Origin of the sequence: Streptomyces sp. NPDC002888, assembly GCF_042888465.1 — a bacterium.
In the GTDB taxonomy this organism is placed as follows: domain Bacteria; phylum Actinomycetota; class Actinomycetes; order Streptomycetales; family Streptomycetaceae; genus Streptomyces.
Genome location: NZ_JBIAPU010000021.1, coordinates 99323 through 124248, shown reverse-complemented (window position 1 = coordinate 124248; position 24926 = coordinate 99323). Strand labels below are relative to the sequence as shown.

Here is a 24926-nt window from a genome sequence, read left to right as displayed (position 1 = left end):
TGCCATTTTAGAGGCGGCCACTCCCGGGCAGGCTGGGACACCATGAGCAATGTGAACACGATGCGTGCCATCCGCCAGGACGTCCTCGGCGGTCCCGAGGTACTGAAGGAAGTGGAACTGGAGCGGCCCGCACCGCGGCCGAACGAGGTACTGGTCCGGGTCCGGGCCGCCGGGGTCAACCCCACCGACTGGAAGCACCGGGCCACCGGCGGCTTCCTCGGCTCGCCGCCCTTCGTCCTGGGCTGGGACGTCTCCGGCGTGGTCGAGGCGACGGGGATCGGCGTCGCCGCCTTCGTGCCCGGCGACGAGGTCTTCGGCATGCTGCCCTACCCGTTCGGCCACGGCTCGCACGCCGAGTACGTCACCGTCCCCGCCCGTGCCCTCGTGCACAAGCCCGCCGCGATCGACCACGTCCAGGGCGGGGCCCTGCCGCTGGTCTCGCTGACCGCGTGGCAGGCCCTGGTGGAGACGGCCGACGTGCGGCCGGGGCAGCGGGTCCTGATCCACGCGGCGGCCGGCGGGGTCGGGCACGTGGCCGTGCAGATCGCCAAGGCGCGCGGGGCGTACGTCATCGGCACGGCGAGCGCGGGCAAGCACGGCTTCCTGCGGGAGCTGGGCGTGGACGAGGCGATCGACTACCGGGAGACCGACTTCGCCGAGGCCGTCAAGGACGTCGACGTGGTGCTGGACACCATCGGCGGCGACTACGCGGTGCGCTCGCTGCGGGTGCTGCGCCCGGGCGGGGTCGTGGTGTCGATCCTGCCGGTCGGATCGGAGGAATTCCTTCAGGAGGCCGAGCGGCTCGGCGTACGCGCGCTGCGCATGCTCGTCGATGCCGACCGCGCCGGGATGCGGGCGATCGCGGAGCTGGTCGAGGCGGGCGAGCTGCGCGCCACGATCGCGGGGACGTTCCCGCTGGCCGATGCCGCCGAGGCACACAGGCTCGGCGACACCGGCCGGACCACGGGCAAGCTGGTCCTGACGGTCGACTGACAGGCTGCAGTCTGCAGACCGCGACAGGCCTCGGGCTGCAGACCGCGGGCCGTCAGAAGGTCAGGACCGGCTTGATGGTCTTGCCCGAGGTCATGTCCTGGACCGCCTGCTCGATGTCCGCGAAGGCGTAGGTGCCGATCAGGCGGTCCAGCGGAAGCCGTCCCTCCTTGACGAGCTTGACGAGGGCCGGGATGAAGGTCTGGGTCTCGCTGTCGCCGAGGGTGAGTCCGACGACCTGCTTCCCGCCGAGCAATCCGTTGACGTCCAGGGAGACTTCGGTGCCGAAGGGCGGGGCCCCTACGACGACCAGGGTGCCGCGTCCGGCCAGCGCGTCGACGCCCTGGCGCAGGACCGCCACGCTGCCCGTGGTCTCCACGATGCCGTCGGCGCCCTGGCCGCCGGTGATCTCGGCGATCGCCTCACCGAGCACGGCCTGGCCGGCGTCGACGGTGTGGGTGGCGCCCAACTCCTTGGCCAGTGCGAGGCGTTCGGCGACCCTGTCGACGGCGATGATCGTGGTGGCCGGGCTGAGGGCGGCCACCATCACCGCCGACAGGCCGACGGCACCGGCGCCGAGCACGACGACCGTGCTGCCGGCGGTCGGCTTCAGCACGTTCCAGACGGCGCCGACGCCGGTCTGTACGCCGCAGCCCAGCGGGGCGATCGACTCCAGCGGTACGTCCGGGTCGACCTTGACGAGGCTGCGCTCGTCGACCAGCGCCCGCTCGGCGAAGGAGGACTGGCCGAAGAAGTGGCCGCCGAGGTCCTCACCGTCCCGGCTGATGGTGGCGGTGCCGTCGGCGCGGCGGCCGCCGAGGAGGTTCAGCGGCAGCCAGGTGGTGCAGTAGGCGGGGTGGCCGCCGTGGCAGTTGCGGCAGTCGCCGCAAGAGGTGAAGGACAGCACGACGTGGTCGCCGGGGGCCACGCCGGTGACGGCCGAACCGACCGCTTCCACGACCCCCGCGCCCTCGTGGCCGAGGACGCCGGGCAGCGGGAAGGGCAGTCCGCCGCTCGCCACACCGAGGTCAGTGTGACACAGGCCGGCCGCCACCAGGCGGACGACCGCCTCGTGCGGGGCGGGGTCGTCGAGGACGACGTCGGAGAGGGTGAAGGGCGCTCCGCCGGACTCGACGACGGCGGCGCGGGTGGTGATGGGCATGCGGGTGAACTCCCTTTGTTTACGGGCGCACTCAGTCGAGCGAGACGACGACGGACTTGACCTTGGTGTAGGAGGTGAGCGCCTCGGGCCCGTACTCGCGGCCGAAGCCGGAGTCCTTGACGCCGCCGAACGGGACGGCGGGGTCGAGCATCGCCCAGTCGTTGACCCAGACGATGCCCGCCTGGAGCCGGTCGGCGACGCGGTGGGCGCGGGCGAGGTTCCTGGTCTGGACGCCGGAGGCCAGACCGTACGGCGTCGAGTTGGCGAGGGCGACGGCCTCGTCCTCGGAGTCGAAGGGCTGGACGGTGAGGACCGGGCCGAAGATCTCCTCCTGGACGACCCTGGAGTCGTTGGCGAGGTCGGCGATGACGGTGGGCTTGTAGTAGTAGCCGCCGTCGAGGTCGAGCCGCTCGCCGCCGCAGACGATGCGCGCGCCCTCCTTGCGGGCGATGTCGACGTACTCCTCGACCTTGCGCAGGTGCTTCTCCGCCGCCATCGGGCCGACGACGGTCTCGGGCCGGCGGGGGTCGCCGACGGGCACGCCGGGGACGGCCTCGGCGAGGATGCCGAGCAGGGTGCTGTAGACGGAGCGCGCCACCAGCAGGCGCGGGCCGCCCATGCAGAACTGGCCGGTGTTGAAGACGAAGCCCTTGATGATCGCGCCGACGGCCTTCTCCAGGTCGGCGTCCTCGAAGACGATGTGCGCCGCGTTGCCGCCGAGCTCCATGGTGACGGGCTTGAGGTTCTCGCCGGCGACGCTCGCGGCGTGCCGGCCGATCGCCGTGGAGCCGGTGAAGGCGATCTTGTCGACGCCGGGGTGGCGCAGCAGGGCCTCGCCGGCCACCGGGCCCGCACCGGTGACGACGTTGACCACGCCGTCGGGTACGCCGGCCTTCTGGAGGAGCCCGGCCATGTACAGGGCGCTGAGCGGGGTCTCGTCGGCGGGCTTGTGGACGACCGTGTTGCCGGCGGCGAGGGCGGGGGCGAGCTTGGAGCCCGCGAGGATCAGCGGGAAGTTGAACGGGGTGATCGCTGCGACGACGCCGAGGGGGCCGCGCTTGGTGTAGGCGTGGGCGTTGATGGGGAGGTCGCGCTGCGCGCCGTCGAGGGTGTAGGCGAGGGAGGCGTAGTACTCGTAGTCGTTGGCCGCGTTGGTGACGTCGACGGCGTGGGCCAGGCTGATCGGCTTGCCGACGTCGAGGCTCTCCAGCCGCGCGATGTCGTCGGCGTTCTCGCGGATCAGCTGGGCCACGCGGTGCAGGATCCGGCCCCGCTCACGGCCGCTCAGGCCGGACCACTGCCCGGAGTCGAAGGCCTCGCGGGCGGCGCGTACCGCCGCGTCCACGTCGGCGGGGCCCGCCTCGGCGACGGTGGTGACGACCGCGCCCCGGGACGGGTCGACCACCTCGCTGCGCGCTCCGTCGGCAGCCTCGCGCCACTGTCCACCGATGAACAGTCGACCGGGTTCCATCTCGAAGGTGGTCATTGCCACTCCCCAGCGTCGTCGCCAAGATTTCAACCAACAGGATTCCTGTTGTTTCGCCGTCTTGTGCGCAGTCTCATTACAGACAGGTTTCCTGTCAATGGTCTACGCTCTGTTCATGCTCGGCACCCAGGAAACCAAGGCACCTCCGTCCCTGCTCTACATGGTGAAGCAGGTGGAGCTCGTCGTCCGCTCCCACCTGGACGAGCTGGTCAGACCGTCCGGGATCACCGCGCTGCAGTACACCGCGCTCACCGTGCTGGAGCGGCACGACGGACTGTCCGCCGCGCAGCTCGCCCGCGACTCGTTCGTCACCGCCCAGTCCATCGCCGACCTCGTGCGCTCACTGGAGGGCCGCGGGCTGGTGCGCCGGGAGCGCAATCCGCGCAACCGGCGCGAGCTGCTGATCCTGCTGACCGACGACGGACGCGAGCTGCTCACGCGCCACGCGCAGCCGGTACGGGAGCTGGAGGAGCGGATGGTGCGGGACCTCACGGCGCACCAGTCCGAGCAGTTCCGCCAGGCCCTCACCAAGGCCTGGCACGCACTTTCTTAACCCTGTGAACAAAACCTCGAAGGAAGCGGTCGCATTTCGAAGACATATGTCAACCGAACATGCTCAAATTCACTGCATCGAGGGTAACTTGCTGGGCGGGGGGCTGCTCGGCGCTCCCCGCCTTCGGAGCAGGTCGGAGCAGGTCGGAGCAGGTTGGAGGCGATGTCGTCGTGCGGCAGGAACCGGCGGCGCCCACCCGCCATCTGCGTGTCCACCGGGACCGGGGACACACGGTGCTGGAGTTCCACGGTGAGATCGACATCGTCGCGGCCGGGGAGATCGTCCCGCACCTGGACGACGTGACGGCCGGGCCCGACCCCCGGGTGGTGATCGACCTGACCCGGGTCGACTTCTTCGACTGCTCCGGGCTGCGCCTGCTGTACCGGGCCCGCAGCCGGGTGCTGGAGCACGACGGACGGCTGCTCCTCGTCTGCACCCACCCGCTGACCCTGCGCGTCCTGCGGGTCACCGGCCTCACCCGCCTGCTGCCCCCGCACCCGACCCTGGATGAGGCCCTGAGCCGCCCCGAGGCCACGTCGGGCTCGTTATGACGGCGCCTTCGGCCGTCCCGCCCTCGGCTACCCGGCCGACGGCGCGTCGAACAGGGCGCTGACGGACTCGCCGTTGTGGATGCGGCGCACGGCCTCGGCGAGGGCCGGGGCGATGGACAGGATCCGCAGCTTGTCGGTGTGCTCCTCCTCGGGCACCGGCACCGTGTTGGTGCACACGATCTCCAGGACGTCCGGCTGCTCGCTGAGCCGCTTGAGCGCACCGGCCGCGAACAGGCCGTGCGTGCACGCCACCCGGATCGAGCGCGGGCCGAGCTCCCGCAGCCGGTCGAGGAGTTCCAGGACGGTACTCCCCTTCGCGATCTCGTCGTCGAGGACGATCACGTCCCGCCCCGCGACCTCGCCTATCACCGAGCTGATGGTGACCCGGTCGTCCGCGAACCGCTGTTTGGCGCCCGCCGCCACCTGCGCGCCGATCAGCCGGGCGAACGCGGCCGCCTCCTTGGCGTTGCCGAGGTCCGGCGAGACGACGGTGGTGCGCGTGAGGTCGTACTGCCGGAAGTGCGCGGCCAGCTCGCGGTGGGCGTGCAGATGGTCGACCGGAACCGAGAAGAAGGCGTGCACCTGCGGCGAGTGCAGCGTCATGGCGAGGACGCGGCTCGCTCCCGCCGCCACCATCAGGTCGGCGACGAGCCTGCCACCCAGGGAGATGCGGGGTGCGTCCTTCTTGTCGGAGCGGGCGTAGGAGTAGTGCGGCATGACGACGGTGATGCGTCCCGCGGACGCCCCGCGCGCCGCGTCGCACATCATCAGCAGCTCGACGAGATGCTGCTGCACGGGCCGCACCAGCGGCTGGATCAGGAAGACGTCCCGCTCGCGGCAGTTGGCCTGGAGCTGGACCTCCAGACAGTCGTTGGCGAACCTGCTGACTCGGGTCGGGCTGAGGGGTACGCCCAGATGGGCGCAGACCTCGGCGGCCAGTTCGGGGTGGGCGCTACCGCTGAACACGGCGATGTCTCGCACGATCCGCTCCTCGCGTGATCACGTCCGGGTGACCTCATGCTACGGACCCGGAAAACCCGTTGCGGTCCACCCCCTGCGGCGCGCCATGATGGCGCCGTCCGTGTTCCCTCACGTCAGGACCACCCGCATGCGCCGACTCCTCGAAAACACCCGGCTCCCCCACTGGACGACGGTTCTCGAGGACTCGACCACACATGCAGACCCTGAACATCGGAATTCTGGCCCACGTCGACGCCGGTAAGACCAGCCTCACCGAGCGGCTGCTGTTCGACCACGGCGCCGTCGACCGGCTCGGCAGCGTCGACGCCGGTGACACCCGTACGGACGACGGGGCGATCGAACGGCAGCGCGGGATCACCATCCGCTCGGCCGTCGCCGCGTTCACCGCGCACGGCACGCAGATCAACCTCATCGACACCCCCGGGCACTCCGACTTCATCGCCGAGGTCGAACGCGCCCTGGAGGTCCTGGACGGCGCGGTCCTGGTGCTGTCCGCGGTGGAGGGGGTGCAGGCGCAGACGCGGGTGCTCATGCGGACCCTGCGCCGGCTGCGGCTGCCCACGCTGGTCTTCGTCAACAAGATCGACCGCGCGGGCGCCCGCGCCGAGGGCCTGCTCGCCGACATCCGGCGCCGGCTCACCCCGCACGTCGTCCCGCTGACGCGGGTCACGGGCGCCGGCACCGCCGACGCCCGCGTCGAGCCGTGCCTCCTGACCCGACCTGCCGCCGAGATCCTCGCCGAGGTCGACACCGACGTCCTCGCGGCCCTCGTGGACGGCCCCGAACCGACCCCGGACATGCTGCGCACCGCGCTCGCCGCACGCACCGCCGACGGCTCGGTCCACCCGCTGTACTTCGGCTCGGCCCTCGGCGGCCAGGGCGTCTCCGAGCTGGTCGAGGGCCTCGTCGGGCTGCTCCCCGAATCCCCCGGGCCCAAGGCACCGGACAGCGCCGCCCCGCGCGGCACGGTGTTCGCCGTACGCCCCGGACCCGGCGGCGAGCGGACGGCGTATCTGCGGTTGTACGACGGTGAGGTGACACAGCGTCAGCGGCTGACGTTCCTGCGCCGCGAGGCCGACGGCAGGACCACCGAGGTCCCCGGGCGGGTCAACCGCCTGGAGGTGATCGGCCGCGCCGGACCGCTCACCGGCGGCAACATCGCGACGCTGAGCGGGGTCGCCGGCCTGCGCGTGGGCGACCGGCTCGGCGATCCCCCGTCCGGCCGGGCACCGCAGTTCGCGCCGCCGACCCTTCAGACCCTGGCCCGGGCCCGCCGCCCCGAACAGGCGGCGCGGCTGCGCTCCGCACTGCTGGCCCTGGCCGACCAAGATCCCCTGCTGCACGCCAGCCCGGCGGCCGAAGGCGCCACCGCGCTGCTGCTGTACGGCGAGGTCCAGCTGGAGGTGGTCGCGGCGACCCTCGCCCAGGACTTCGGCATCGAGGCCGACTTCGAGCCCGGCCGGGTCCGGTTCCTGGAGCGGCCGGCCGGAACCGGTGAGGCCTGGGAGGAACTGCCGTGGCTCGACCACACCAAGTACTGGGCGACGATCGGGCTGCGCGTCGAACCGGGAGCGCCCGGCTCCGGCGGGGTGTTCACGTACGAGACGGAACTCGGGGCACTGCCCCGCGCCTTCCACCAGGCCGTCGAGGACACCGTGCACAGCACCCTCCTGAGCGGACAGCACGGCTGGGCCGTCACCGACTACCGCGTCACCCTGATCCGCTCCGGCTTCAGCGCACCCCTGAGCACCGCGGCCGACTTCCGCGGCCTCACCCCGATCGTGCTGCGGCAGGCGCTCGCCCGGGCGGGGACACGGGTGTACGAGCCGTACCACGCCTTCGAGACGGAGGTCCCCCCGGACGCCCTCGCCCCCGTCACCGCTCGGCTCGCCGCCCTGGGAGCGGAGTTCAAGGAGACCACGGGAGGGGCGACGGCCTGGCTGATCAGCGGCGAGCTCCCCGCCCGCCATGTCCGTGCCGTCGAACTGAGCCTTGCGGGCCTCACCCACGGCGAGGGCGTGTGGTGGTCCCGCCCGTCGGGCGACCGGCCCGTCCGTCGGCCCGCTCGCACATGATCGGTCAACCGGTCGGTCTGGTAGGGGCGTTGAGGGGGAATCCGCTCTGTAGGAAGGAGGACCGTCGCCATGACGACTCCCATCAGGCGCGTGTCCAGGCGGATGCCCGGCTGGGCGAAGGCGGTGAGTGCCGTCGTGATCGTGCTCGTCGTGTTCTTCGCCGGGATCCGGCTGAGTGTGCTCCCCGGTCTGAAGGACCTGTTCGGCACGGAGACGCACGACCGCTCCGGGCCCGCGCTGCTCGAGTCCATCCAGGACATCAGCCGCTACGACGCGGCGTCCGGCAACTTCCAGGTCGTCGTGGACCTGGAGAAGGATGCCAAGCTTCTGCCCGACGCGATCCGCGGCACCCGCACCCTGTACGTGGGGGCGGGCACCGTCGACGCCTACGTCGACCTCGGGAAGGTCGGCAAGAACGACGTGACGGTCGACGACGACCGTACGTCGGCCACGCTCCGCCTGCCCCACGCCCAGCTCGGCAAGCCGGCCCTGGACACCGAACGCTCCTACGCGGTCTCCAAACAGCGCGGTCTGCTCGACCGCCTCGGCGACTTCTTCTCGGACAACCCGGGCGGCGAACAGGCCGTGCAGAAGCTCGCGGTACGGCACATCGGGGACGCGGCCAAGGAGAGCGAGCTGACCAAGCGCGCCGAGACGAACACCACCAACATGCTCGAAGGCCTGCTGCGCTCCCTCGGCTTCAAGGAGGTGAAGGTCTCCTTCGGCACCTGATCGCCCGACCCGGGTGCCTCAGGTGCCTCAAGTACCTCAAGTACCTCAGGTGCCGAGCACGCCCGGCAGCGCGAGGGCGCCGACCAGTGTGGCGCCCACCAGCAGCCATGCCACGTAGTCGCCGATGTGCCCGGACTGCAGGCGCCGCAGGGGCAGCGCCCGGTCCGGTGCGGCGAGCAGACCGGGCCGGGCGACGGCCACGGCGGCCAGGCCCACGGCCAGCAGGGTGGAGAGGAGGCCCTGCAGGGCTCCGGTCGAGGTCCAGTGCACGGCGGCGGGCGCGCCCCCGGACCCGGCCTCGTTCACGGCGTGCGCCACGACGTGGGCGAGTCCGGGGGCGACCCCGACGGCCAGCGCCCCGGCGAGCAGCACCGCCGGGACCGCCGTCATGGTGTCGGGGATCCGGGTCAGCCGCTCCCGGGTCTCGGGCCGCTCGTCCGTCCCCGTCGTCTCGTACTCGGCCTCCTCGTGCGGCGGCGGGCCGAGGCCGAGGAACACCCGTGCGGCGACCCGCAGGACGGCTCCCGCGGTGACCGCCGACGCGACGACGTACAGCACGGTGAGCGGCCCGCCCGCGGCCTCCTCCGCGACCCCCTTGCCCAGGGCGGTGCCGAACGGCGGCATCCCCGCGAGGCCGAGAGCTCCGACGGTGAACATCACGCCGACGCCGCGCAGCCGCCGGGCCCGCCCGTGCAGCGCCCGTTCGTCGACGCTGCCGTAGCGGTCGAGGAGGATGCCCGCGCAGGCGAACAGGGCCGCTCCGCGAGGACCGGCGCGTCGGGGCGGCCGTGCGCGTCCAGGCCCCGCCCGATGTGCGTCATGGCGAGCTCACCGGTGCGCCCGTACAGCAGGGCGATGCCCATGAGCACCGCGTACGCACCCAGGAAGTTGACGACCACGAAGGTCAACGCGCCGTGCACGGCTCTGCGTTCGTCGATGCGGAAGCCGGCCAGGGCGTACGCGACGCCGCTCATCAGCTCGAAGAACACGAACGCGTCGAAGAGGTCCCCGGCGATGGCGAAGCCGCACATGCCCGCCTGGAAGACCAGCATCAGCGCCGGGAAGGAGCCCGCGTGCCGGCGGGGCGGTTCCTCGAAGTAGTGCCAGGAGTACACCAGGGCCGCCAGCGTGAGCAGCGAGGCGAGCGCGGCCATCCCGAGCCCCGGCCCGTCGCCGACGACGATGCCGACGCTGCGGCCGTTCGAGCGGCGGCGCGCGCTGGTCTCCACCCGGAGTGCCCCGAGCGCAGGAACGGAAACCGACGACGTGGCAGGGCAAGGCGGGCGGCGGTGGACTGGTCGGCGCGCCCCGGGGTAATCGCCTTGTAACGCAGGGACGTTGAAGACTGGAGAAGACTCATGGTCCGCTCTGCACTACGCCTGCGCACCATCAGGTCGGCCAGGTCGGCCCGGGCGACCGGACCGGCCAAGCCGGCCAAGTCCGGTCAGGCGTCGAAACCGTCCCCCGCTGCCCGTGGGCGGCTGCCCTTCCCGCTCCGCCTGTTGGCGACGCTGCTCGCCTTCGCCTTCATGGTGGCGTTCGCCGTGGTCCTGGCCCGGCTCACGCTCCAGCCGTCCCCCGCCTCGGAGGCGCTGACCCACACCAACCTCCATCCGGGCCGCTCTCTGAGGGCCTACCTGGACCAGCCCGCGCTGCGGGACGCGGTCAAGCAGATCGGCGGGAACCTGCTGCTGGGCGTGCCGTTCGGCGTTCTGGTGCCGGTCGTGGCGCCCCGGACGCGCGGCATCCTGCGCGTGCTGTTCCTGACCGCCCTCGTGATGCTCCTGGTCGAGTGCGCCCAGGGCGCGCTGGTCACGGGCCGCGCCTTCGACATCGACGACGTCATCCTCAACACGACGGGAGCACTGGTCGGTTACCTCCTGCTGGGGCGCCGTCTCAGCAGGGCGGTGCACAGCTGAGGAACCGCTCGTCGTGCGGTTCGCCCAGTTCCTCGAGTCGGGTGCGTACCCGGTCGGCGTCGGGGTGGGCGAGGTCGGTGAGGAGGGTGAGGGCGCTGCGCCAGGCGGCGCGGGCGGCCTCGTGGTCGCCCGTCGCACGGTGGGTGTCGCCGATACGGACGAGGGATCCGGCCTCCTCGGCCGGCACGCCCACGTCCTGGTACAGGGCGAGGGCGTTGCGGTAACCCGTCAGGGCCCGGGCGTGGTCGCCGAGGTGGTGGTGGGCGTAGGCGATGCTGTCCCAGGTCGCGGCCTGCCCGACGAGGTCGCCGAGCTCCTCCAGCACGGCCAGGGCCTCGACACAGTGCCTGAGGGCCTCCCGGTACTCCCCGAGCGTGGCGTGCGACCAGCCGACCGCGTTGAGGGCGGAGGCCTGCGCGGCTCGTCCGCCGACGGCTCGCAGCAGGTCGAGCGCCAGCTGGTCGTGCCGGAGCGCGCCGTGGAGGTCACCGCGCTGCTCGGATTCCCAGGCGAGGCTGCGGTGCACGGTGGCCCGCCCGACGTCGTCCCCCAGCTCGGTGAAGGCTTCCAGGGCCCGTTCGAGGTGGGCGGCGGCTTCGTCGTGCAGGCCCAGTCGGCCTTCCACCCGGGCGAGCCCGCGAAGGCCGTGGGCTTCCATGACGGGGTCGGACAGCCGCAGGGCGGCGTCGAGCGCGGTCCGCTGGGCGGCCGCCCAGTGGTGCCAGTGCCCCTGTCGGTCGAAGAACCGCTCCAGGGACGAGACGAGCAGGCAGGCGAGGCGGTCCCGGCCGGAGGTGGCGGCCGCGTCGACGACGGCGAGCAGCACGGCGTACTCGGCCGTGAGCCAGGCCAGAGCCCGCTCGTCGTCGGCGAGCGGCTGGGGGCAGGTCCCCTCCGGGGCCGGCGCGAGCGGCATCGCGTCCGCGTAGGGCGCGATCAGCAGACCGGCGGCGTGCGCCGTGTACAGGTAGTGGTCGAACAGCCGGTTGACGGCGTCACGGCGCTCGGCGTCGCCGTGCCGGCTGTGCGCCAGTTCGGCGGCGTGGGCGCGGAGCAGGTCGTGGAAGGCGTAGCGGCCGGGGACGTGCTCGTTGACGAGGTGGACGCCGGAGAGCTCCGTCAGCAGCAGTCTTGTCTCGCGTACCGCGAGCCCGGCGAGGGCGGCCGCGGCCGGTGCGGTGAAGTCCGGGCCCGGATGCAGGCCGAGCAGTCGGAAGAGGCGGGCGGCGGCGGGCGAGAGGGCGCGGGAGGTCCAGGAGAAGACGGCGCCGACGTCGGCGGAGGTGTCGGCCCTGGTGAACGCGTCGAGGCTGCCGTGGGCTTCGCGCAGTTCGGCCGCGATGGCCGACAGTGTGAAGTGCGGGTGGGTGGCCGCGCGGGCGGCGACGCAGGCAAGGGCCAGCGGCAGTCCGGCGCACAGTGCGGTGATCTCCGCGACCGCCTCCGGCTCGGCGGAGACCCGCTCGGCCCCCAGGCGGCGGACGAGGAGTTCTCGTGCCTCGGCGGTGCCGAGCTGACGCAGCGTGAGGGAGTGGGCCCCGTGGGCCGCCACCAGGCCGGGGAGCTGGTTGCGGCTGGTGACGATCGTGAGACAGCCGGGCGTGCCGTGCAGCAGCGGCCGTACGTGGTCGGCGTCCCGTGCGTTGTCGAGCAGGACGAGGAACCGGCGCCCGGCCAGCATGCTGCGGTAGAGCGCGGCCTGTGCGTCCAGTCCGCGTGGGACGCGTTCCGGCGGCACCCCCAGCGTGTCCAGGAATCCGCGGACGGCTTCGTCGGGGCTCATGACCGCGCCCGACGGGTCGAAGCCCCGCAGGTTGACGTAGAGCTGCCCGTCGGGGAACCGGTCGGCGACGCGGTGGGCCCAGTGCACGGCGAGCGTCGTCTTGCCGACCCCGGCCATGCCGCCGATGGCGCTGATCATCACTGTCTCGGCGGGTCGGGCGTCGCCCGACAGCAGCGCGAGCACCTCGTCCAGTTCGGCCCGCCGTCCGGTGAACGTCGGCAGGTCGTACGGCAGTTGCGTGGGGACGGGAAGCGAGGCCGCTCGCACGCCGGCGGGGTCCGCCGAACCGGGCAAGATCACCGGGGCCGCCGTGTCGCCCAGCACCGTCCGGTGGGCGTCGCGCAGCTCCGGGCCCGGATCGATGCCCAACTCGTCGGCGAGACGGGCCGACACGGCCTCGTACGTGCGCAGCGCCTCGGTCCCCCTGCCGGTGGCCGCGAGCGCGAGAATCAGCCTGGCCAGCAGCGGTTCGTCCAGCGGGCAGTTGACGGCTGCCTCCCGCAGCCGGGGCAGGGCCACGTCCGGGACGCCGGCGCGCAGCGCGACGTCGGCGCTCTCCTTCACGGCCGCGAGGCGTTCGTCGTCGAGTGAGCCGAACGCCGCGTGGGCGCGCGCCTGCGCGGGGATCTGGGAGGCGACCGGGCCCTGCCACAACGACAGCGCCTCGGTGAGGAGTTCCACGGCCCGTGCGGGCGCCCCGTCCGAGGCGGCACGCTGTGCCTCGTCCCGCAACGCGCGAAAGCGCAGCAGGTCCAGGGAGTCGCCGTCGGTCGCCAGCCGGTATCCGCCTCCGCCCCGCAGCAGCCAGTGGCCGGTCGCCCGGGTGGGCAGGCCGGGCTCCAGCAGGCGGCGCAGTGACCCGACGTGCCGACGGACCACGTTGACCGCGCTGTCCGGAGGACGCCGGCCCCACAGGACGTCGACGATCTCGCTCACGGCGACGGGTTGACCGGCCCGTACCAACAGCAGCGCCAGCAGGGCTCTTTCCTGCGGTCGTCCGAGTTCCAGCTCCGCCCCCGCCCGCCAGACCCGAACCGGTCCCAGGACCGCGAAGCGCACCGGCTCCGGCGCCACCGTTCCCCCTCTGGTCTCCCACCCCGGCATGCACCCTACGTCATGCGGCAAATGACCCTGGGTCACAAGGTCGCCGCCCTGTCCGCCGTACTCGACGGGTGTGGACCCGATGCCGGTGACGACGAGCGGCTCGGCGACCGGCGCACCGACCAGGAGCCTCACCCCGGCGAACGGCTCCCGGCTGCAGATTCGGACCGTCGGTCAGTGGCGGGTCCAGGTGAACTTGTCTCCGCCGACCCAGCGGACCACGTCCGGATCGTCCAGGTCGTGGACGGTGATGCCGAAGGCTGCGGCCGCCTCCAGCACGTCGGTGACGGCCTTCGCCTCACCGACCACCTGGCCGTCGATCTCCACGATCCGAAACGGCGGCGTGCCGGGCTGTACCCCGAGCACCAGGATCCGCGGGTTGGCGATGTACGGGCTGGCGATTTCGGTCATGAGTAGAGCGTAGAGCGCAAAGCGCGCGAGGGCTCAGGGGCGTCGCCAGTCGTCCCGTTCCAGGTGCGAGCCCGCCTGGGGGCCCATGCGCAGCATGCCGCCGTCGACGGACCAGGAGGCGCCGGTGACGTACGAGGCGTCGGGGCCGGCCAGGAAGGCGATCACGGCGGCAACCTCGCGGGCGTCCCCGGGGCGGCCGAGCGGCACGCCGGGGCGGGGCTTCGAATCCACGTCGACGTTCTCCTGTCCGGTCATGGGCGTGGCGATCTCGCCGGGCGCGACCGCGTTGACGGTGATGCCGTACTCGGCGAGCTCCAGGGCCATGACCTGGGTGAGCAGGCCGAGCCCGCCCTTGGCCGCGCAGTACGGGGCGGCGCCGACGCGCGGCTGATGCTCGTGGACGGAGGTGACGTTGACGATCCGGCCGCCGTCGCCCTGCGCGATCATGTGCCGCGCGGCCTTCTGCCCGCACAGGAAGGGGCCGACGAGGTCGACGTCGAGGACCTCGCGCACGGTGTCGAGCTCCAGGTCGACGAAGGGCGTCATGGTGCCCGTACCGGCGTTGTTGACGAGGACGTCGAGGCGGCCGAGGCGGTCGCACAGCTCGTCGACGGTGCCCGCGGCGACGGGCAGCCGGGTGAGGTCCATCTGGGCCACGACGGCCCGCTGACCGTGGGCGCGGACCTCGTCGGCGGTCTCCTCGGCGCCCTTGAGGTCGCGGTGCCAGGTGATACCCACGTCCATCCCCGCCCGGGCCAGTCGGACGGCGGTGGCGCGGCCGATGCCGGAGTCGGCTCCGGTGACCACGGCCACCTGGGTGCGTGCGGTGGGGACGGACACCGAGGACACGGCCTACCTCCTCATGGAGACACGGAAGGGGACGACGCTTCGCAGTACCCGAGTGCGTACCGGACAAACCGCGCGCTCGTCGTGCGTGCCGGGCGGGACTGGGGAACTCTGGAGCCTGAGGAGCGCCCGCTGAGATCGAAGTCGGAGGTGGCGATGGACCCCGTCCGGGCCCTGGACCGGATCGCCTTCCTGCTGGAGCGGTCCCTGGCGCCGACGTACCGCGTCCAGGCCTTCCGCACCGCGGCCCGCGTGCTGACGCGGCTGCCGGAGGGCGAGATGGAGGAGCGGGCGCGGGCAGGCACGCTGGAGTCGCTCAAGGGGGTCGGTCCGAAGACGGCGCAGGTGGTGCGCGAGGCGCTGGAGGGGCGGGTCCCCGCCTACCTGGAGAAGCTGGAGGGCGAGGCCGGGGGCCCGCTCGCGCAGGGCGGCGAGGAGCTGCGCGGGCTGCTGCGCGGGGACTGCCATCTGCACTCCGACTGGTCGGACGGCGGCAGCCCGATCGAGGAGATGGGCCGGGCGGCGGCCGCGCTCGGGCACGAGTGGGCGGTGCTGACCGACCACTCCCCGCGGCTGACGGTGGCCCGCGGCCTGTCGGCGGAGCGGCTGCGGGAGCAGCTGGACGTGGTGGAGCGGCTCAACGCGACCTGGGCGCCGTTCCGGCTGCTGACCGGCATCGAGTGCGACATCCTCGACGACGGCTCCCTCGACCAGGACCCGGAGCTGCTCGAACGGCTCGACGTCGTGGTGGTGTCGGTCCACTCCAAGCTGCGCATGGAGGCGCGGGCGATGACCCGCCGCATGGTGGCCGCCGTGCGCAATCCGCACGCCGACGTCCTCGGGCACTGCACGGGACGGCTGGTCAGCGGGCGGGGACGGCCCGAGTCGGAGTTCGACGCGGACGAGGTGTTCGCCGCGTGCGCCGAGTCGGGCACCGCCGTGGAGATCAACAGCCGCCCGGAGCGCCTCGACCCGCCGAAGCGGCTGCTGCGCCGGGCCGTGGCCGCGGGCGCGCTGTTCTCGGTCGACACCGACGCGCACGCGCCCGGCCAGCTGGACTGGCAGGTTCACGGGTGCGCGCGGGCCGAGGAGTGCGGGGTGCCGGCCGAGCGGGTGGTCACCACGTGGTCGGCGGACGAACTGCTGGCCTGGACACGGGACGGTCGTACACCGGCCGGAGTGACCGGGCACTGACGTGGTACTCGGCGGACGCGCGACAGGAAGGGGAACTTCGACCATGCCGACCATGCGGCGGGCCGCCGTGTTCGATGTCGACGGGACGCTCGTCGACACCAACCACCTCCATGTGACCACCTGGTGGGAGGCCTTCCGGCAGGCGGGCCACCGAGTGCCGATGCACGCCGTCCACCGGGCGGTGGGACTCGGCTCGACGGACCTGATCGCCCACCTGCTGGGCGACGACCGCGACGAGGACGGCGATGCGGAGCTCAGCGCCGCCCACAAGGCCCTCTACGGGCAGTACTTCGACCGGCTGCCCGCGCTGCGCGACGCCGGGCCGCTGCTGCGGCGCCTGCACAAGGACGGCTGGCAGGTGGTGCTGGCGACCTCCGCGAGCGGTGCGGAGCTGTCGGCGCTGCGGCGGGCCATCGACGCCGACGACGTCATCGCGGCGACGGCGAGCGCGGACGACGTCGAGCGGGGCAAACCCGCGCCGGAGCCCGTCGAGCACGCCCTGGAGCTGGCCGGGGTGCCCGCCGAGCGGGCCGTGTTCGTCGGCGACACCGTGTGGGACATGCGGGCCGGCCGCCGGGCCGGGGTGCGCTGCGTCGGCGTCCTGTGCGGTGGCATCCCGCGCGCCGACCTGGAGGAGGCCGGCGCGGAGGTGGTCTACGACGACCCCGCCCACCTGCTGGCGTCCCTGGCGGACAGCCCCCTCGCATGACCTACCGAAAGCTGGGGACACCGGCAGCCCATGACGCGTGTGAGTGATGAGGTACGGCTGTGGGGACGCCCCCTGAGCGGTTCCCGGCCGGTCGACTTCGTACGGCGGGAGGCACGCGCCGTCGGCCAGGCGGTCCGGTCCGCCTGGGCCGGGCCGGGCCGGGAGCGCGACCTGGTCGTGCAGTCGCTGAAGGCGTCGGGTGCCGCGCTGCTCGCCTGGTACGTGGCGGGCGTCCTGCTGGGCGACCCGCTGGCGCTGATGGCGCCCTGGGTCGCGCTGGTGCTGGTGCAGGCCACCGTGTACAGCTCGCTGCGGCAGGCGGCACAGCAGTTCACGGCGATCTGCGGCGGGGCGCTGCTCGCCTCGGCCGCTCAGGCGGTCGCCGGCGACACGATGGGCGCGCTGGCGCTGTGCGTACCGCCCCTGATGCTGCTGGCGAACTGGCACCGCTTCGGGGACCAGGGGGTCTACGCGGCGACCACGGCCGTGTTCACGCTCGCCTCGGGCACGGCGGTCACCACGTCCGCGGTGACGCACCGGGTGGGGCAGGCGCTGCTCGGCGCGGTGATCGGCATCGCCGTCAACGCGCTCGTCCTGCCGCCCGTGCACCTGCGGGACGTCCGGGAGAACCTGGCGGCGCTCGCCCGGGAGACCGGTGACGTGCTGCACACGGTCGCCGACGGGTTGCGGGAGGGCGAGTGGGACGCGGCGACGGCCGCCGACTGGTCGCGTGCGGCCTCCCGGCTGGAGCGCCGGCGCGACGGGCTGCGCTCGGCCCGCGCCTGGAGCCGGGAGAGCCTGCGTCTGACGGCGGTCCCGCTGCGCGCGTTGCACCGGGGGCCCCTGGATGTGCCGCCCGAGACGGAGGACGAGCGCTGGAGCCGTGTCACCGCCCAGGTGGCGGCGCTGACGCGCGCCCTCGCGGTCGGCGTCGACGACGACCGCTCCCCCGCCCTGCCCGACGGCCCGGCGCTGCGGGAGTACGCCCGTCTGCTGGAGCTGATCGGAGACGCCTGCCACGCGTCCGCCGAGAGTGGGCCGACGGCGGCGCTGGAGGAGCTGCGGGACCTGCACGGCCGTCTGCAGCGCACTCTGCGGCACCACGCCGGGCAGGAGCAGGGGGGCGCGGCCCGTACGGCGGTGCTGGGCACGCTGTTGCTGGAGGCGGAGAACATCTGGTCGGAGGTCGCTCCGCGGGGAAACGAGGGGTGACACGGATCACGGCACCGGGGCGGCAGGGCGAGGAACACGCATCAGTGGTTCTCCGTTGAACCAGCCGTGGGTACGGATGGGACAGTGTCCCCGGGCCTCACCTTTTGCCCACAGGGACGATCGTTCGGCTGAAGCCCTGTGGAGCCTTTCGCCGAGAGGCGACCGCCATCCGTACCCACCCTTGGCCGCCCCGACCGGAATCCCCCGTCCGGTCGGGGCTCTTTTCTGCCCCGGTCGGTCGGCCCTTGACTTGGAGAGCACTCCAATTCGTAGCGTTCCGGGCATGACCTACAGCACCACGGCACAGCACAAGATCGGCTCGGGCTTCGGCGCCCACAGCACCGCCGACGACGTCCTCGACGGCGTCGACCTCACCGGACGGCTCGCCCTCGTCACCGGCGGCTACTCCGGCCTCGGCCTGGAGACCACGCGCGCTCTGGTCGGGGCCGGCGCCCGGGTCGTCGTCCCCGCCCGCCGCCCGGACACCGCGACGCAGGCCCTGCAGGGCCTCACCGGTGTCGAGGTGGACGAACTCGACCTCGGCGACCTCGACAGCGTGCGCGCCTTCGCCGAGCGGTTCCTCGCCTCCGGCCGCACCCTCGACATCGTGATCAACAACGCCGGGATCATGGCATGCCCCGAGACCCGGGTCGGGCCCGGCTGGGAGGCGCAGTTCGCGACGAACCACCTCGGCCACTTCGCCCTGGTGAACCGCCTGTGGCCGGCGATCGAGCCGGGCGGCGCCCGCGTGGTCTCCGTCTCCTCCCGCGCCCACCACTTCTCCGGGGTCCGCTGGAACGACCTCGACCGGCGGGACGGCTACGACAAGTGGCAGGCGTACGGGCAGGCGAAGACGTCGAACGTCCTGTTCGCCGTCCATCTCGACCGGCTGGCCCAGGACCGTGGCGTACGGGCCTTCTCCCTCCACCCCGGCGGCATCATCACGCCGCTCCAGCGGCACCTGCCCAAGGAGGAGATGATCGAGCGCGGCTGGATCGACGAGGCGGGCAACGTGCTCAACCCCGGGGGCTTCAAGAGCCCGCAGGAGGGCGCCGCGACCCAGGTGTGGGCCGCGACCTCGCCCCAGCTGGCCGGCCTGGGCGGCGTCTACCTGGAGGACTGCGACATCGCCGAGACCGCCCTGTCCGACGACGCGACCACCGGCGTCAGGCCCTGGGCGATCGACCCGGACCAGGCGGCCCGCCTGTGGCAGCTGTCGGCCGAGCGGACGGGGGTCGACGCGTTCGGCGGCCGGAACGTGTCTTAGGGGTCCTTGCACTATGACCCCTCAGTGCGCGTCTGCGCGGTGGTTCGCCCGTGACCCGGGTACTCGGTCCGTTCCCCGAGCGGAGCTGCCGAGAGGAGTCGAAGGTGAGCAGCGAAACGGGCATGAGGATCGTCGTCACGGGCGCCACCGGCAACGTCGGCACCAGTGTGGTGCGCCTGCTCGCGGAGGATCTGGGGGTGGGGTCCGTGCTGGGCCTGGCCCGGCGGATTCCGGAGTGGACGCCGCCGGGGACGGAGTGGGCGGCGGTCGACCTGGCGTCCGAGCGGACCGACGCGGCCGAGTACTTCGAGGGGGCCGACGCCGTGATCCATCTGGCGTGGGCGTTCCAGCCGACGCACGATCCCGCGCGGACCTGGCGCACCAACGTCCTGGGCAGCATCAGGGTGTTCGAGGCGGTGGCGGCGACGGAGGTGCCGGTCCTGGTGCACGCGTCGTCGGTGGGCGCGTACTCACCGGGACCGAAGGACCGCGCCGTGGACGAGTCCTGGCCGACGCACGGCTGGCCGGACGCCGCGTACTGCCGCGAGAAGGCCTACCTGGAACGGGCGCTGGACACGTTCGAGCGCGACCATCCCACGATCCGGGTGGTGCGGATGCGGCCCGCGTTCCTCTTCAAGCGGGAGTCGGCGAGCGAGCAGCGCCGCATCTTCGGCGGGCGCTTCCTGCCGGGGCCGCTGGCGAGGCCGGAGCTGCTGCGCTTCCTGCCCGACGTGCCGGGGCTGCGGGTGCAGGCGCTGCACACGGACGACGCGGCCGAGGCGTACCGGCTCGCGGTGACCTCCGAGGTGCGCGGCGCCTTCAATTTGGCGGCCGATCCGCCGGTCGACGCGGAGCTGCTGGGCGAGATGTTCAACGCCCGCCCGGTCCGCCTGCCCCGTACGGCGGCCCGCTCGGCGATCGCCGCCGCGTGGGGGCTGCACCTGCTGCCGACCTCGCCGCACCTGTTCGACGCGGTGCTCAGGCTCCCGCTGATGGACGCCACGCGCGCGCGTACCGAGCTCGGCTGGCATCCGCAGCACACCTCTACCGAGGTCCTGGAGGAGTTCCTGCTGGGGATGCAGCGCGGCGAGGGCGCGGAGACGGAGCCGATGGAGGGCCGCAAGGTCGGCTGAGGCGCTGAGGGGCTGAGGCGCTGAGGCGCTGAGGGGTTGAGGGGTTGAGGGGTTGAGGGGCTGAGGGGCTGAGGGGCTGAGGGGCTGAGGGGCGCTGAGGCCGGGGCAGGCGCGAGCCCGCCCCGGCCTCAGCGCGTCGTCATGCCGTCATGCCGGCGGCTCGTCCGGTACGGGGTGCTCGGGGTGGACGGTGGCTCCCTGCGGGGCGCCCTGCCGGCCCGTGCCCGCCTCGTCCGTGTCGGGTACGCCCTCGGTGGAGCCGTCCGGCTCCTCGGCGTCGGCCGCCTCGGCTTCCGCGTCAGCGCGGGCGGGGTCGCCCTCCCAGGGGTCCTCGCCGTCGCGCGCCTGCTGGTCCGGCAGGTCCCGCGGCACGGGCCCGTCGCTCTGACCCTGTCCTTCGACGCGATGCTCGGTCATGGCGTACTCCTTCCCGTCATCGGGGTTCCCGTCGTCGAAAGACACGCGAGTACCTCCGCCGCGACCTGCGAAACCTCGGCGCGGGGATCGCGAGCCAGGAGCGAGCCAGGAGCGAGCTAGGAGCTCTGCAGGTTCTTGATCTCGGTCAGCGCGGCGAGGAGTTCGGGGTCGACCGCCTTGCGTACCCAGTCGGCGTGGTCCTCGCCGGCCGCCCGCGGGATCGTCTCGGTGATCATGATCAGGTAGAGGTAGGCACGGTAGAGGGCGAGCCGCAGTCGCGCGGGCCGGTCGAACTCGGCGCGGCCGCCGGCCTCCCGGTAGCCCGCGAGGAACGCCTCGTCCTTGGTGATGTCCCCGAGCAGCGCCAGGGAGACGAAGTCGGCGAGCGGGTCGCCCCAGAACATGCGCTCCCCGTCGATGAGCCCGCCGATGCGGGCCTCGCCCGCCGTGCGGTCGACCAGGATGTTGCCCCGCCACAGGTCGAAGTGGACGAGGCGGGGGACGGTGACCTCGTCGAGGGCGTCGTAGGCGGCCGCGGCGCAGCGGGCCACCTCGTCGGCCGGGAGGGGCAGCGGGGCGCGGTACTGGCGGGCGTCGTCGAGGACGGCGTCGAACATCGCGGTGAACGCCGTCCTCCAGTCGGGGGCGAGCGGCCCGAGGGCGCCGGACGGATAGCCGAAACCGGGCCCGGTCACCGTGTGCAGCCGGGCCACCTGCCGTCCCAGCTCCCCGCGCAAATCGGCCTGTTCGGCTTCCGTGAGCGAGCCGTCCCAGGGGGCGCCCGGGCACACCGTCATCAGCAGGTGCCGACCGTCGAGGGCCAGGACGTGCGGCGCGGGTACGTCCGCCTGGGCGGCCGCGCGGTAGAACTCCGCCTCGGAGACGAGCAGCCGGTTCTCGTGCCGCAGGCCCGCCGCGGTCGGCGCGGTCTTCAGCACGTAGCGGCTGCCGTCGGTGAGGCGGAGTTCGTCGACGGCGTTGTACGTTCCGCCGCCGAGCGGCGCGAGGTGGGCGAGGCGGTCGGGCCGCAGGCCCGCCTCCGCGAGGATCCGCCGGGCCTGTTCCCAGGAGTCCGCCACCGTGCGCCCACCTTCCCGTCGGTCAGCCCGCTGTCGCTCAGCCCGCCGCGTACACGTCCTCGACGTAGCGCCCGGCCGCGATCAGCCCGTCGAGCCACTGCTCGGCGTCCGCCTCGCCGGAGTCCGGCGTACGGTCCCGGTAGAGCATACGGAACGCGTCCCGCACACCGGGCGCCATCCGTGAACCGTCGCCGCAGACGTACACGCGGGCACCGGAGTTCAGCAGGTCCCAGACCTCGTCGGCTTCGGCGGCTATGCGGTGCTGCACGAAGGTCACCTCCCCCTCCGGGGCGGCGCTGAAGGCCGGGCGCAGGGAGACCGCGCCGACGGCTTCGGCGGCGCGCAACTCCTCGGCGTGCAGGAAGTCGGCGTCGGGGGCGTCGCAGCCGAAGTAGCAGAGGGCGGGGGCGAGTTCGGCGCCGGACGCGAGGGCCGCCGTACGGTCGGCGACGGCTCCGCGGAACGGGGCGAGACCGGTGCCCGCGGCGACCATGACCACCGGTGCGGTGCCGTCGATCCGGAAGGCCTCGCGGCACGGCTGGACGCGGGCGTGGATCGTGTCGCCGGGTTCGATGTCCACGAGGTGACCGGAGCCGGTACCCCGGTACACGCCGTTGCCCGAGCGGGCCGGGGCCTCCAGCAGCGACACCATCAGGTCCGCGTGGCCGGGGTCGACCGCCGGAGAGGAGGAGATCGAGTAGTGCCGGGGACGCAGCGGGGTGAGCAGGTCGAGCAGGTGCGGCCAGTCCAGGGCGCCGCGCAGCGCCGGGAAGTCCTCGATCACCTCGACGAGGGTGCGCGGGTCGCCGGTGAGGGCGGCCAGGGCCATGCGCTCCGGCGGGCAGGGGTTGGCGGCGGACAGCACGGCGAGCTGGGCCGCGGTCGGGCGCTCCTGCAACTCGACGTGGTGGGTGAGCAGCTGACGCGCCGTCAAGGGACGGTCGACGGCGAGTCCGTCCCGGCGGGGGCGGGTGGGCCGGATGTCCAGGACGGTGTCGAGGTCGACGCCGAGTGCGGTGGCGGCGCGCTCGACGAGGGCCGGGGCGTTGGCGGGCAGGACGGTGAGGTGGTCGGCGGTGCGGTAGGTGGTGCCCTCGGGCAGGGCGACGCGGACGAAGCGCTTGCGGCGCGGGTGGCCGGGGGCGGTGAGGTCGTACGCCTCGGTGACCGTCATGGGGACGAGTCCGTGCCGGTCGGCGAGGGCGTCGAGCGGGCCGCCGGTGAGCGCGCGGACCTCGTAGGCGGCCGTGGGCTCGTCGCCGGGGGCGGTGGCGTCCGGGTCGCCGTACTGCTCGAGGAGGGCGGTGCGCATCCGTGCCGTGAACGCACGGACCGCGCCGGTCAGGTCGCCGGAGGCGTCGGCGGCGGTGCGGTCGGTGAGGCGGGTGGCGCCGAGTTCGGCGAGGCGTTCGTCGACGTGGGTCGGGACGTGCTGGTAGGTGGCGGCCCAGTTGCGGTCGCCGACGCCCAGGACGGCGTAGGTCACCCCGGACAGGTCGTGGGTGTCCTCCAGCCAGGCCGCGAAGGCGGTGGCGTCGTCGGTGGGGCGGCCGTTGTAGGAGGCGGCCGTGATGACGACGGGGCGGTCGGTGGGCAGGCCTTCGGCGAAGTCGTCGAGGGCGGCGACCTGGGTTTCGCAGCCGATCGCGGCGGCCTCGTCGGCGAGTTGGGCGGCGAACTCGCGGCAGGTGCCGTAGTTGCTGCCGTGCAGGAAGAGGGCGCCGGTGCCGGGGCGGACGCGGGTGGGCAGGGCCGCGGTGTCGACCGACTCGCCGACCTGAACGGGGACGGCTCCCGGGAGGGGCGCGTGGGTGCGGTCGGCCGCGGTGCGCGGGGCAAGGGTCAGGGTGAAGCCCTCGGGCTTGAGGGTGAGGGTCTCCTTCACCGTGAGCCGGTAGTCGGCGTGGTCGCTGGGCCGGTAGCGGTGGACGAGCATCGCCAGCAGCATGGTCGCCTCGTGCAGCGCGAACTGCCGTCCGATGCAGGCGCGTTCACCGGTGCCGAAGGGCTTGAAGGCGTGCGCCGAGCGGGCCGCCTCCGCCTCCGGGGTGAAGCGGGAGGGGTCGAACAGCTCGGGGTTGTCGCCCCACACCGGCTGCCGGTGCAGCATCGGCGCGAGCACGGTGACGGCCTGCCCGGCGCTCAGCGGGATCCGCCCGCCGAGGAGGGTGTCCTGAAGGGCGTGGCGGCTGAAGGCGGCGGCCGTCGGCCACAGCCGCAGCGCCTCGTTGAGGACCTGCCGGGTGTAGGTGAGCCGGCCGACCTCGTCGTACGTCGGCTCGGGGTCGGCGGTGTCGCCCCACAGGGCGTCGACCTCGCGCTGGACGAGCCGGAGCGCGGTGGGGTGCTTGGCGAGGTGGTACAGGGCGAAGGACATCGCGCCGGAGGTCGTCTCGTGCCCGGCGATCAGGAAGGTGATGACCTGGTTGCGGATGTTGGCGGGGTCCAGCGTGGTGCCGTCGGCGGGGTGCTCGGCGCTGAGCATGAGGCCGAGGAGGTCCTCGGCGCCGCTCTGGTCGGTGCCGGTGCGGGAGGCGATGACGTCGTCGACGACCTGGGCGAGGTAGTCGGCGTCGGCGCGGAAGGACGCGTCGGCCGCCGAGTGGTCCTGGCCCGGGACACGGGCGAGGCGGGTCATGGCCCACTCCAGGCAGCGGACCATCGACTCGACGAAGGGGTGGGGTTCGTCGCGCTCGAAGGAGCCGAAGTCGTAGTCGAATCCGGCGAGTCCGATGGTGTCGAGGGTCATGCGGGTCATGTCGTCGGGCACGTTCACCGGCACCCCGGCACGGGCGGCGCGGTCCCAGGACTCGATGAGCCGGTGCGCCACCTTCAGCATCACGGGGTGGTAGGTGCGCATCGAGCCGAGCGCGAAGGCCGGCATGAGGATGTCGTGCGCCTTGGCCCAGTTGGGCTCGTCGTTGTAGGCGGTGAACAGGCCGTCGGTGGTGAACTCGCGGACGTTCTCCAGCGCGGGTCCGACGTGCTTGGCGAACCGCCGCTCGTCGGCGAGGTCGCTCACGAGGTCGAGGTCGGACACGAACAGGGCGTCCCGGCCGTGCAGCCGCCGCACGAGCACCGGGCCGTGCTCGCGCATCAGGTCCATGACCTGCTGGATCGGGGTGAGGCCGGGGCCGGTGGCGGAGATGTCGACGACGGGAACGCCGGGGAGGGTGTCTGCGGACTGCGGGTGCACTGCGGTGGGGGGCATGGCGCGACAACTGCCTTTCGCGGTACGGAAGTACTGCGATCCAGCGTGATCCACTCCGCGAGACGCCCAGGCCCTCGGGACTGCACGATCGTGTAGTCAAGAACGGACAAGGGG

General features: G+C 73.0%; 20 protein-coding genes and 1 pseudogene. 11 read left to right on the top strand and 10 right to left on the bottom strand.

Annotated elements, in window-relative coordinates:
- Positions 1–42: 42 nt before the first annotated feature.
- A complete protein-coding gene (locus ACFYWX_RS31060; RefSeq protein WP_389427716.1) occupies positions 43–993 on the top strand; it encodes an NADP-dependent oxidoreductase in 951 nt (316 codons plus the stop codon).
- Positions 994–1045: 52 nt separating this feature from the next.
- Here the strand turns inward: ACFYWX_RS31060 and ACFYWX_RS31055 are convergent, their stop codons facing one another.
- Both ACFYWX_RS31055 and ACFYWX_RS31050 read right to left on the bottom strand, forming a co-directional pair.
- Positions 1046–2152: an NAD(P)-dependent alcohol dehydrogenase gene (locus ACFYWX_RS31055; protein WP_389427714.1), complete on the bottom strand. Its 1107-nt coding sequence runs from the start codon at positions 2150–2152 to the stop codon at positions 1046–1048.
- Between the two features lie 31 nt (positions 2153–2183).
- Positions 2184–3638, bottom strand: coding sequence for an aldehyde dehydrogenase family protein (locus ACFYWX_RS31050; protein WP_389427712.1), 1455 nt, complete (start codon positions 3636–3638; stop codon positions 2184–2186).
- A gap of 115 nt (positions 3639–3753) precedes the next feature.
- Here ACFYWX_RS31050 and ACFYWX_RS31045 point away from each other — a divergent pair, with 115 nt between their 5' ends.
- Together ACFYWX_RS31045 and ACFYWX_RS31040 are read left to right on the top strand one after the other, a co-directional pair.
- Positions 3754–4191, top strand: a complete 438-nt coding sequence (locus ACFYWX_RS31045) for a MarR family winged helix-turn-helix transcriptional regulator (RefSeq protein WP_389427710.1) — start codon at positions 3754–3756, stop codon at positions 4189–4191.
- Positions 4192–4361: 170 nt separating this feature from the next.
- Positions 4362–4742 (top strand): anti-sigma factor antagonist, encoded by a 381-nt coding sequence (locus ACFYWX_RS31040; protein WP_389427708.1) that lies wholly within the window; start codon positions 4362–4364, stop codon positions 4740–4742.
- Between the two features lie 27 nt (positions 4743–4769).
- Here ACFYWX_RS31040 and ACFYWX_RS31035 read toward each other — a convergent pair whose 3' ends face one another.
- Positions 4770–5723, bottom strand: a complete 954-nt coding sequence (locus tag ACFYWX_RS31035) for a ribose-phosphate diphosphokinase (protein ID WP_389427706.1) — start codon at positions 5721–5723, stop codon at positions 4770–4772.
- A gap of 194 nt (positions 5724–5917) precedes the next feature.
- On the opposite strand from ACFYWX_RS31035, the gene otr(A) reads away from it, so the two are divergent.
- Positions 5918–7798, top strand: a complete 1881-nt coding sequence (gene otr(A) / locus ACFYWX_RS31030) for a tetracycline resistance ribosomal protection protein Otr(A) (protein ID WP_389427704.1) — start codon at positions 5918–5920, stop codon at positions 7796–7798.
- A gap of 69 nt (positions 7799–7867) precedes the next feature.
- The gene (locus ACFYWX_RS31025) at positions 7868–8530 is read left to right on the top strand and encodes a DUF4230 domain-containing protein (protein ID WP_389427702.1); all 663 of its coding nucleotides are present in this window, start codon (positions 7868–7870) and stop codon (positions 8528–8530) included.
- A 45-nt stretch (positions 8531–8575) separates the two neighbouring features.
- Here the strand turns inward: ACFYWX_RS31025 and ACFYWX_RS31020 are convergent.
- Positions 8576–9732, bottom strand: a pseudogene (locus tag ACFYWX_RS31020) (proton-conducting transporter membrane subunit); the annotation flags it as partial.
- Between the two features lie 156 nt (positions 9733–9888).
- Here ACFYWX_RS31020 and ACFYWX_RS31015 point away from each other — a divergent pair.
- Positions 9889–10449, top strand: coding sequence for a VanZ family protein (locus ACFYWX_RS31015; RefSeq protein ID WP_389427701.1), 561 nt, complete (start codon positions 9889–9891; stop codon positions 10447–10449).
- Here ACFYWX_RS31015 and ACFYWX_RS31010 read toward each other — a convergent pair.
- The 3 genes from ACFYWX_RS31010 to ACFYWX_RS31000 form a co-directional block, all read right to left on the bottom strand.
- On the bottom strand, positions 10427–13336 hold the full coding sequence (locus ACFYWX_RS31010) for a BTAD domain-containing putative transcriptional regulator (RefSeq protein ID WP_389427816.1): 2910 nt from the start codon (positions 13334–13336) through the stop codon (positions 10427–10429). The two genes, ACFYWX_RS31015 and ACFYWX_RS31010, sit on opposite strands and share 23 nt — an antisense overlap.
- Positions 13337–13507: 171 nt before the next feature.
- Positions 13508–13744, bottom strand: a complete 237-nt coding sequence (locus ACFYWX_RS31005) for a hypothetical protein (RefSeq protein ID WP_389427700.1) — start codon at positions 13742–13744, stop codon at positions 13508–13510.
- A gap of 33 nt (positions 13745–13777) precedes the next feature.
- Entirely contained in the window at positions 13778–14584 is an 807-nt protein-coding gene (locus ACFYWX_RS31000) for an SDR family oxidoreductase (protein ID WP_389427814.1), read from the bottom strand.
- Positions 14585–14746: 162 nt separating this feature from the next.
- Here ACFYWX_RS31000 and ACFYWX_RS30995 point away from each other — a divergent pair, with 162 nt between their 5' ends.
- The 5 genes from ACFYWX_RS30995 to ACFYWX_RS30975 all read left to right on the top strand — a co-directional run bounded on the left by ACFYWX_RS30995 (position 14747) and on the right by ACFYWX_RS30975 (position 20105).
- Positions 14747–15784 carry a PHP domain-containing protein gene (locus ACFYWX_RS30995; RefSeq protein WP_389427699.1) on the top strand — a complete coding sequence of 346 codons (1038 nt, stop codon included), beginning with the start codon at positions 14747–14749 and terminating at the stop codon, positions 15782–15784.
- A 52-nt stretch (positions 15785–15836) separates the two neighbouring features.
- Positions 15837–16493 carry an HAD family hydrolase gene (locus tag ACFYWX_RS30990; RefSeq protein ID WP_389427812.1) on the top strand — a complete coding sequence of 219 codons (657 nt, stop codon included), beginning with the start codon at positions 15837–15839 and terminating at the stop codon, positions 16491–16493.
- A gap of 30 nt (positions 16494–16523) precedes the next feature.
- The gene (locus ACFYWX_RS30985; protein ID WP_389427698.1) at positions 16524–17705 is read left to right on the top strand and encodes an aromatic acid exporter family protein; all 1182 of its coding nucleotides are present in this window, start codon (positions 16524–16526) and stop codon (positions 17703–17705) included.
- Positions 17706–17988: 283 nt separating this feature from the next.
- Positions 17989–18972, top strand: a complete 984-nt coding sequence (locus tag ACFYWX_RS30980; RefSeq protein ID WP_389427697.1) for an SDR family NAD(P)-dependent oxidoreductase — start codon at positions 17989–17991, stop codon at positions 18970–18972.
- A gap of 104 nt (positions 18973–19076) precedes the next feature.
- Positions 19077–20105 (top strand): SDR family oxidoreductase, encoded by a 1029-nt coding sequence (locus ACFYWX_RS30975; protein WP_389427696.1) that lies wholly within the window; start codon positions 19077–19079, stop codon positions 20103–20105.
- Between the two features lie 147 nt (positions 20106–20252).
- Here the strand turns inward: ACFYWX_RS30975 and ACFYWX_RS30970 are convergent, their stop codons facing one another.
- The 3 genes from ACFYWX_RS30970 to ACFYWX_RS30960 all read right to left on the bottom strand — a co-directional run bounded on the left by ACFYWX_RS30970 (position 20253) and on the right by ACFYWX_RS30960 (position 24812).
- Entirely contained in the window at positions 20253–20522 is a 270-nt protein-coding gene (locus tag ACFYWX_RS30970) for a hypothetical protein (protein ID WP_389427694.1), read from the bottom strand.
- Between the two features lie 116 nt (positions 20523–20638).
- Positions 20639–21601 carry a phosphotransferase family protein gene (locus ACFYWX_RS30965; protein ID WP_389427692.1) on the bottom strand — a complete coding sequence of 321 codons (963 nt, stop codon included), beginning with the start codon at positions 21599–21601 and terminating at the stop codon, positions 20639–20641.
- 37 nt (positions 21602–21638) lie between these two features.
- Positions 21639–24812 (bottom strand): cytochrome P450, encoded by a 3174-nt coding sequence (locus ACFYWX_RS30960; RefSeq protein ID WP_389427690.1) that lies wholly within the window; start codon positions 24810–24812, stop codon positions 21639–21641.
- Between the last annotated feature and the right edge of the window lie 114 nt (positions 24813–24926).